Raw genomic sequence first — 6,022 nt, 5'->3', positions numbered from 1 at the left:
GGGCTGGCCGCGCGCGGCTGCGACTCGGCCGGTCGCGGGGGCTGTCCGGGCCGGTGCCGCGCGGCTGCCCTCGAGTCGCGCCAAGTTGTCCCGGGCCAACCGCCGGCAGCTCTGGACTTTTGTGAGCCGCGGCACTATCGTCGTTTTCAGTTAATCCGACTTAACTGAAAGGGAGCGGCGCTGATGACTTCCGCGACCACCAATCGCCAGGCCCACGAGGAACTGCTCGCCGACCTCCGCGAGCGCCTCGAGCGGGCCGCGCAGGGCGGCGGGGAGAAGGCCCGCGCGCGCCATCTCGAGCGGGGCAAACTCCTCGCCCGGCAGCGCGTGGACGTCCTGCTCGACCCGGGCAGCCCGTTCCTCGAGCTCTCGCCCCTGGCCGCCGAGGAGATGTACGGCGGCAAGGCGCCCGCTGCGGGTGTCGTCGCCGGGATCGGGCGGGTCTCCGGCCGTGAGTGCCTGATCATCGCCAACGACGCGACGGTCTCCGGCGGCACCTACTACCCGATGACCGTCAAGAAGCACCTGCGCGGCCAGGAGGTGGCGCTGGCCAACAACCTGCCGTGCATCTACCTCGTGGACTCGGGCGGGGCCATGCTGCTGCAGCAGGACGAGGTCTTCCCGGACCGCGACCACTTCGGCCGGATCTTCTACAACCAGGCCACGATGTCCGCCAAGGGCATCCCGCAGATCGCCGCGGTCATGGGCTCGTGCACCGCGGGTGGCGCCTACGTGCCGGCGATGAGCGACGAGGCCGTCATCGTCCGCAACCAGGGCACCATCTTCCTCGCGGGGCCGCCGCTGGTGAAGGCCGCGACGGGCGAGGAGGTCACCGCCGAGGAGCTCGGCGGCGGCGACCTGCACGCCAAGACCTCGGGTGTCGTGGACCACCTGGCCGACGACGACTACGACGCACTGATGAAGGTCCGCGAGATCGTCGCCACGTGCCCGCCGGCCCCCGAGCCGGACTGGGAGGTGCTCGAGCCCCGCGAGCCCGCGCGCCCCCAGAGCGACCTCTACGACCTCGTCCCCGTCGACTCCCGCAAGCCGTACGACGTGCGCGACATCATCGGCACGATCGTCGACGGCGGCGAGTACACGGAGTTCAAGGAGAACTACGGCACGTCGATGGTCACCGCGTTCGCCCACATCCACGGGCACCCGGTGGGGATCATCGGCAACAACGGCGTCATCTTCTCCGAGTCCGCGCTCAAGGGCGCGCACTTCATCGAGTTGTGCGACCGCCGCAAGATCCCGCTGGTCTTCCTGCAGAACATCACGGGCTTCATGGTGGGCCGGCAGTACGAGGCCGGGGGCATCGCCAAAAACGGCGCCAAGATGGTCACCGCGGTCGCGTGTGCCCGGGTGCCCAAGTTCACCGTCGTCGTCGGCGGGTCGTTCGGCGCCGGCAACTACTCGATGTGCGGCCGCGCCTACTCGCCGCGCTTCCTGTGGATGTGGCCCAACGCGCGCATCGCCGTGATGGGCGGCCCGCAGGCGGCGGACACCCTCGCCTCGGTGCGTGCCGCGCAGGTGACCAAGGCGGGAGGGGAGTGGACGGACGAGCAGCAGGCAGAGTTCACGGCCCCGATCCGCGAGCAGTTCGACGAGCAGTCGACGGCGTACTACTCGACGGCCCGCCTGTGGGACGACGGGATCATCGACCCCGCCGACACCCGTACCGTCCTCGGCCTGGCCCTCGCGGCCGCGGCCAACGCCCCCCTCGAGCCGGTCAACAACGGCGTCTTCAGGATGTGAGCAGCGCCATGTCAGAGAAACTGTCACAGAAACTCCACACCGTCCTGGTGGCCAACCGGGGTGAGATCGCGTGCCGCGTGATCCGCTCGCTGCGGGCGGCCGGGATCCGTTCGGTCGCCGTCTACTCCGATGCCGACGCCGACGCGCTGCACGTGCGTATGGCCGACGCCGCGGTCCGCCTGGGACCGGCGCAGGCCACTCAGTCCTACCTCGACATCGACAAGGTCATCGACGCCTGCCGCCGCACCGGTGCGCAGGCGGTTCACCCGGGGTACGGCTTCCTGTCGGAGAACGCGCGGTTCGCGCGCGCGCTCGACGAGGCGGGCCTGATCTTCATCGGGCCGCCGGCGTCGGCGATCGAGACCATGGGAGACAAGATCACCGCCAAGGCGGCGGTGTCGGAGCGTGACGTGCCCACCGTGCCGGGGATCTCCAGGCCCGGCCTGACCGACGACGAGCTCATCGCGGGCGCGGAGGCGGTCGGGTACCCGGTCCTCGTCAAGCCCTCTGCGGGTGGAGGCGGCAAGGGGATGCGCCGCGTCTCCGATCCCGCCGAGCTGCCGGCCGCGCTCGAGTCCGCCCGGCGGGAGTCCGCGGGCGCGTTCGGCGACGACACCCTGTTCCTCGAGCGGTTCGTCGACACCCCGCGCCACATCGAGGTGCAGGTCCTGGCGGACACCCACGGCAACGTCATCCATCTGGGTGAGCGCGAGTGCTCGCTGCAGCGGCGCCACCAGAAGGTCATCGAGGAGGCGCCCAGCGCGTTGCTCGACGAGGCGACCCGCGAGCGGATCGGTCAGGCGGCGTGTGACGCGGCGCGGTCGGTGGGTTACGTGGGCGCGGGCACGGTCGAGTTCATCGTCTCGGCACACGCCCCGGACGAGTTCTTCTTCATGGAGATGAACACCCGCCTCCAGGTCGAGCACCCGGTCACCGAGATGGTCACCGGCGTGGACCTCGTCGACTGGCAGGTGCGTATCGCCGCGGGCGAGGAGCTCACGCTGCGCCAGTCCGATATCACCCTCACCGGCCACGCGATCGAGGCGCGCGTGTACGCCGAGGACCCGGCGAGGGGCTTCCTGCCCACCGGCGGCACGGTGCTCGGACTCGAGGAGCCGTCCGGGGACGGGATCCGCGTGGACTCCGGCCTGCGGGTCGGCACGGTCGTGGGCAGTGACTACGACCCCATGCTCGGGAAGGTCATCGCCCACGGGGCCGACCGGGCCGAGGCGCTGGCGCGGCTCGACGCGGCGCTGGCCGGGACCCACGTGCTGGGCCTGCGGACGAACGTCGATTTCTGCCGCTTCCTGCTCTCCCGCCCCGAGGTGATCGCGGGGGACCTCGACACGGGGCTGCTCGACCGGTCGGTCGACGACTACGTCGCCACCCCGGCGCCCGAGGGCGCGCTGGTCGCCGTGGCGATGCACCGGACCGAGGAGCGGTGGTCCCGGGTGCCCGCGCGGCGCCGCGGTCCGTGGGACGTGCCCAACGGCTGGCGGATCGGCGGCCGGGCGGAGGTGTGGACGCGGCTCGATTCCGGGGCCGGTTCCGAGGCCGTCACCGTGGGTCTGAAGGGCACGCCCGACGACGCCGAGGTGACCATCACCGACGCGACCATCGGATCCACCGAGGAGCCGAGGGTCGCGGCCCGCCATCACGCCCGGGTCGCGCGGGACGGCGCCTCCCTGAGGCTGACGATCGACGGCACGCAGCAGCGGTGGACCGTCGTGCGCTCGCGTGACCCGAAGGCGTCGGACACGTTCTGGGTGGCCGGCGACGGCGGCACGTGGGATCTGCGGCTGCTTCCGCTGATCGACTCCCGGATCCACGACGGCGGCGCGGCGGACGGCCAGATCCTCAGCCCCATGCCCGGCTCGGTCATCGCCTGCTTCGCCTCCGACGGCGACGAGGTCACGGCCGGGCAGAACATCCTGGCCGTCGAGGCCATGAAGATGGAGCACTCGCTCACCGCGCCGATCGACGGCGTGGTCCGGGTGCATGTCACCACCGGCGAGCAGGTGCCCGCCGACCACCTGCTCGCGACCGTCGAGCCCCACCCCTCCACTGATGAATCCGAAGGAGCAGGCGATGCCTGAGTTGGAAGAGCACTACGCGGACCTCAAGTCGACGGTCGCCGACTTCGCCGACAAGGTGGTCGCCCCGGCCTCCGCCGAGCACGACCGCAATCACACCTTCCCGTACGAGGTCGTGGCCCAGATGGGCGAGATGGGCCTGTTCGGCCTGCCCTTCCCCGAGGAGTTCGGCGGGATGGGCGGCGACTACTTCGCGCTCGCGCTGGCGCTGGAGGAGCTGGGCCGGGTCGACCAGTCGACCGCCATGACCCTCGAGGCCGGCGTGGGACTGGGCGCCATGCCCATCTACCACTTCGGCACCGACGAGCAGCGCGAGAAGTGGCTGCCCGACCTGGCCGCCGGCCGGAAGCTGGCCGGGTTCGGCCTCACCGAGCCCGGCGCGGGATCGGACGCCGGCGCCACCAAGACCACCGCCAAGCGGGACGGCGACGAGTGGGTGATCAACGGCAACAAGCAGTTCATCACCAACTCGGGGACCGACATCACGTCGCTGGTCACCGTGACGGCCGTGACCGGCACGCGGGACAACGGCAAGAAGGCCATCTCGACGATCATCGTCCCGGCCGGCACCCCCGGCTTCACCGCCGAGCCGGCCTACGACAAGGTCGGCTGGAACTCCTCGGACACCCACCCGCTGACGTTCGCCGACGCCCGCGTGCCGGTGGAGAACCTGCTCGGCGAGGAGGGCCGCGGGTACGCGAACTTCCTGTCCATCCTCGACGAGGGCCGCATCGCGATCGCCGCCGTGGCCACCGGTGCCGCGCAGGGCTGCGTCGACGAGTCGGTGAAGTACGCCCGCGAGCGCGAGTCCATGGGGCGCAAGATCGGCGAGTTCCAGGCCATCGCGTTCAAGATCGCCCGCATGGAGGCCCGCGCCCACACCGCGCGCTGCGCCTACCACGACGCCGCGCGCCTCATGCTGGCCGGCAAGCCTTTCAAGAAGGAGGCCGCCATCGCCAAGATGGTCGCCTCGGAGGCGGCCATGGACAACGCCCGCGACGCCACGCAGATCCACGGCGGTTACGGCTTCATGAACGAGTACCCGGTGGCGCGGCACTACCGCGACTCGAAGATCCTCGAGATCGGCGAGGGCACCACCGAGGTGCAGCTCATGCTCATCGCCCGGGGGCTCGGGCTATGAGTGAGACGCGTAAGGAGATAGTCCAGCGCGGCCTGTGGTTCGAGGAGTACGAGGTGGGCACCGCCTACCTGCACCGCCCGGGCCGCACGATGACCGAGGCGGACAACGTCCTGTTCACCACGCTGACCATGAACACGCAGGCGCTCCACCTGGACGCGGCGTGGGCGGCCGAACAGCCCGGCTTCGGCGGGGAGCGGCTCATGAACTCCATGCACACACTGTCCACGCTGGTCGGCCTGTCGGTCGCGCAGCTCACGCAGGGCACGATCGTGGCGAACCTCGGATTCTCCGAGGTGAGCTTTCCCAAGCCGGTGCTGCACGGCGACACGCTGTACGCGGAGACCGTCTGTACGGACAAGCGCGAGTCGAAGTCGCGGCCGGGCGAGGGCATCGTCACGCTCGAGCACATCGGCCGCAACCAGCACGGCGACATCGTGGCGCGCGCGGTCCGCAAGACCCTCGTGCGCAAGCGGCCGGCGGGGGAGGAGACGGCATGACCCCCGCCCCGACCTGGATCCCGCCCGGGCCCGCGCTGCTGTTCTGCCCGGCCGACCGGCCGGAACGCTACGGCAAGGCCGCCGACCGGGCGGACGTGGTGATCCTCGATCTCGAGGACGCCGTCGCGCCGGCCGACCGCCCCGCGGCCCGGGAGGCGCTGCGCGCCTCGTCGCTGGACCCGGAGCGCACGATCGTGCGCGTCAACCCGGTGGGCACCGAGGACCACGCGGCCGACCTCGAGGCCGTCGCCGGGACCGCGTACCGCTGCGTCATGCTCGCCAAGAGCGAGTCGGCCGCGCAGGTGACCGACGTTCACACCGCGACCGGGGCGGCGGTCCTCGCGCTCGTGGAGACGCCGCTCGGCGTGGTCCGCGCCGAGGAGATCGCCTCCGCGCCCGGGTGCACCGGGATGATGTGGGGCGCCGAGGACCTGCTCGCCGCGATGGGCGGCTCGACCAGCCGCTTCTCGACCGCCGAGGCGGGCGGCCCCCGCGTGGCGGGCGAGTACCGCGACGTGCCGCGTCACGCCCGC

5 protein-coding genes are annotated in these 6,022 nt (G+C 71.4%); all 5 read left to right on the top strand.

Annotated features, from left to right (window positions below; all coding sequences use genetic code 11):
* Positions 1-183: 183 nt before the first annotated feature.
* Complete coding sequence (locus tag HMPREF3086_RS13045; protein WP_070722303.1) at positions 184-1,758, top strand: carboxyl transferase domain-containing protein; 1,575 nt, start codon at positions 184-186, stop codon at positions 1,756-1,758.
* An 8-nt stretch (positions 1,759-1,766) separates the two neighbouring features.
* Positions 1,767-3,854, top strand: coding sequence for an acetyl/propionyl/methylcrotonyl-CoA carboxylase subunit alpha (locus HMPREF3086_RS13040; protein ID WP_070722300.1), 2,088 nt, complete (start codon positions 1,767-1,769; stop codon positions 3,852-3,854).
* Positions 3,847-4,992 (top strand): acyl-CoA dehydrogenase family protein, encoded by a 1,146-nt coding sequence (locus HMPREF3086_RS13035; protein WP_070722298.1) that lies wholly within the window; start codon positions 3,847-3,849, stop codon positions 4,990-4,992. The genes HMPREF3086_RS13040 and HMPREF3086_RS13035 overlap by 8 nt, the downstream gene beginning before the upstream one ends.
* Entirely contained in the window at positions 4,989-5,489 is a 501-nt protein-coding gene (locus tag HMPREF3086_RS13030) for a MaoC family dehydratase (RefSeq protein WP_070722295.1), read from the top strand. Before HMPREF3086_RS13035 ends, HMPREF3086_RS13030 begins: the two co-directional genes overlap by 4 nt.
* The coding region (locus tag HMPREF3086_RS13025) for an HpcH/HpaI aldolase/citrate lyase family protein (protein WP_246830992.1) at positions 5,486-6,022 on the top strand (537 nt) is incomplete at its 3' end. The genes HMPREF3086_RS13030 and HMPREF3086_RS13025, both read left to right, overlap by 4 nt.

The organism is Dietzia sp. HMSC21D01 (assembly GCF_001815995.1).
Taxonomy (GTDB): domain Bacteria; phylum Actinomycetota; class Actinomycetes; order Mycobacteriales; family Mycobacteriaceae; genus Dietzia; species Dietzia cinnamea.
This window is presented reverse-complemented; position numbering and strand designations above follow the sequence as displayed.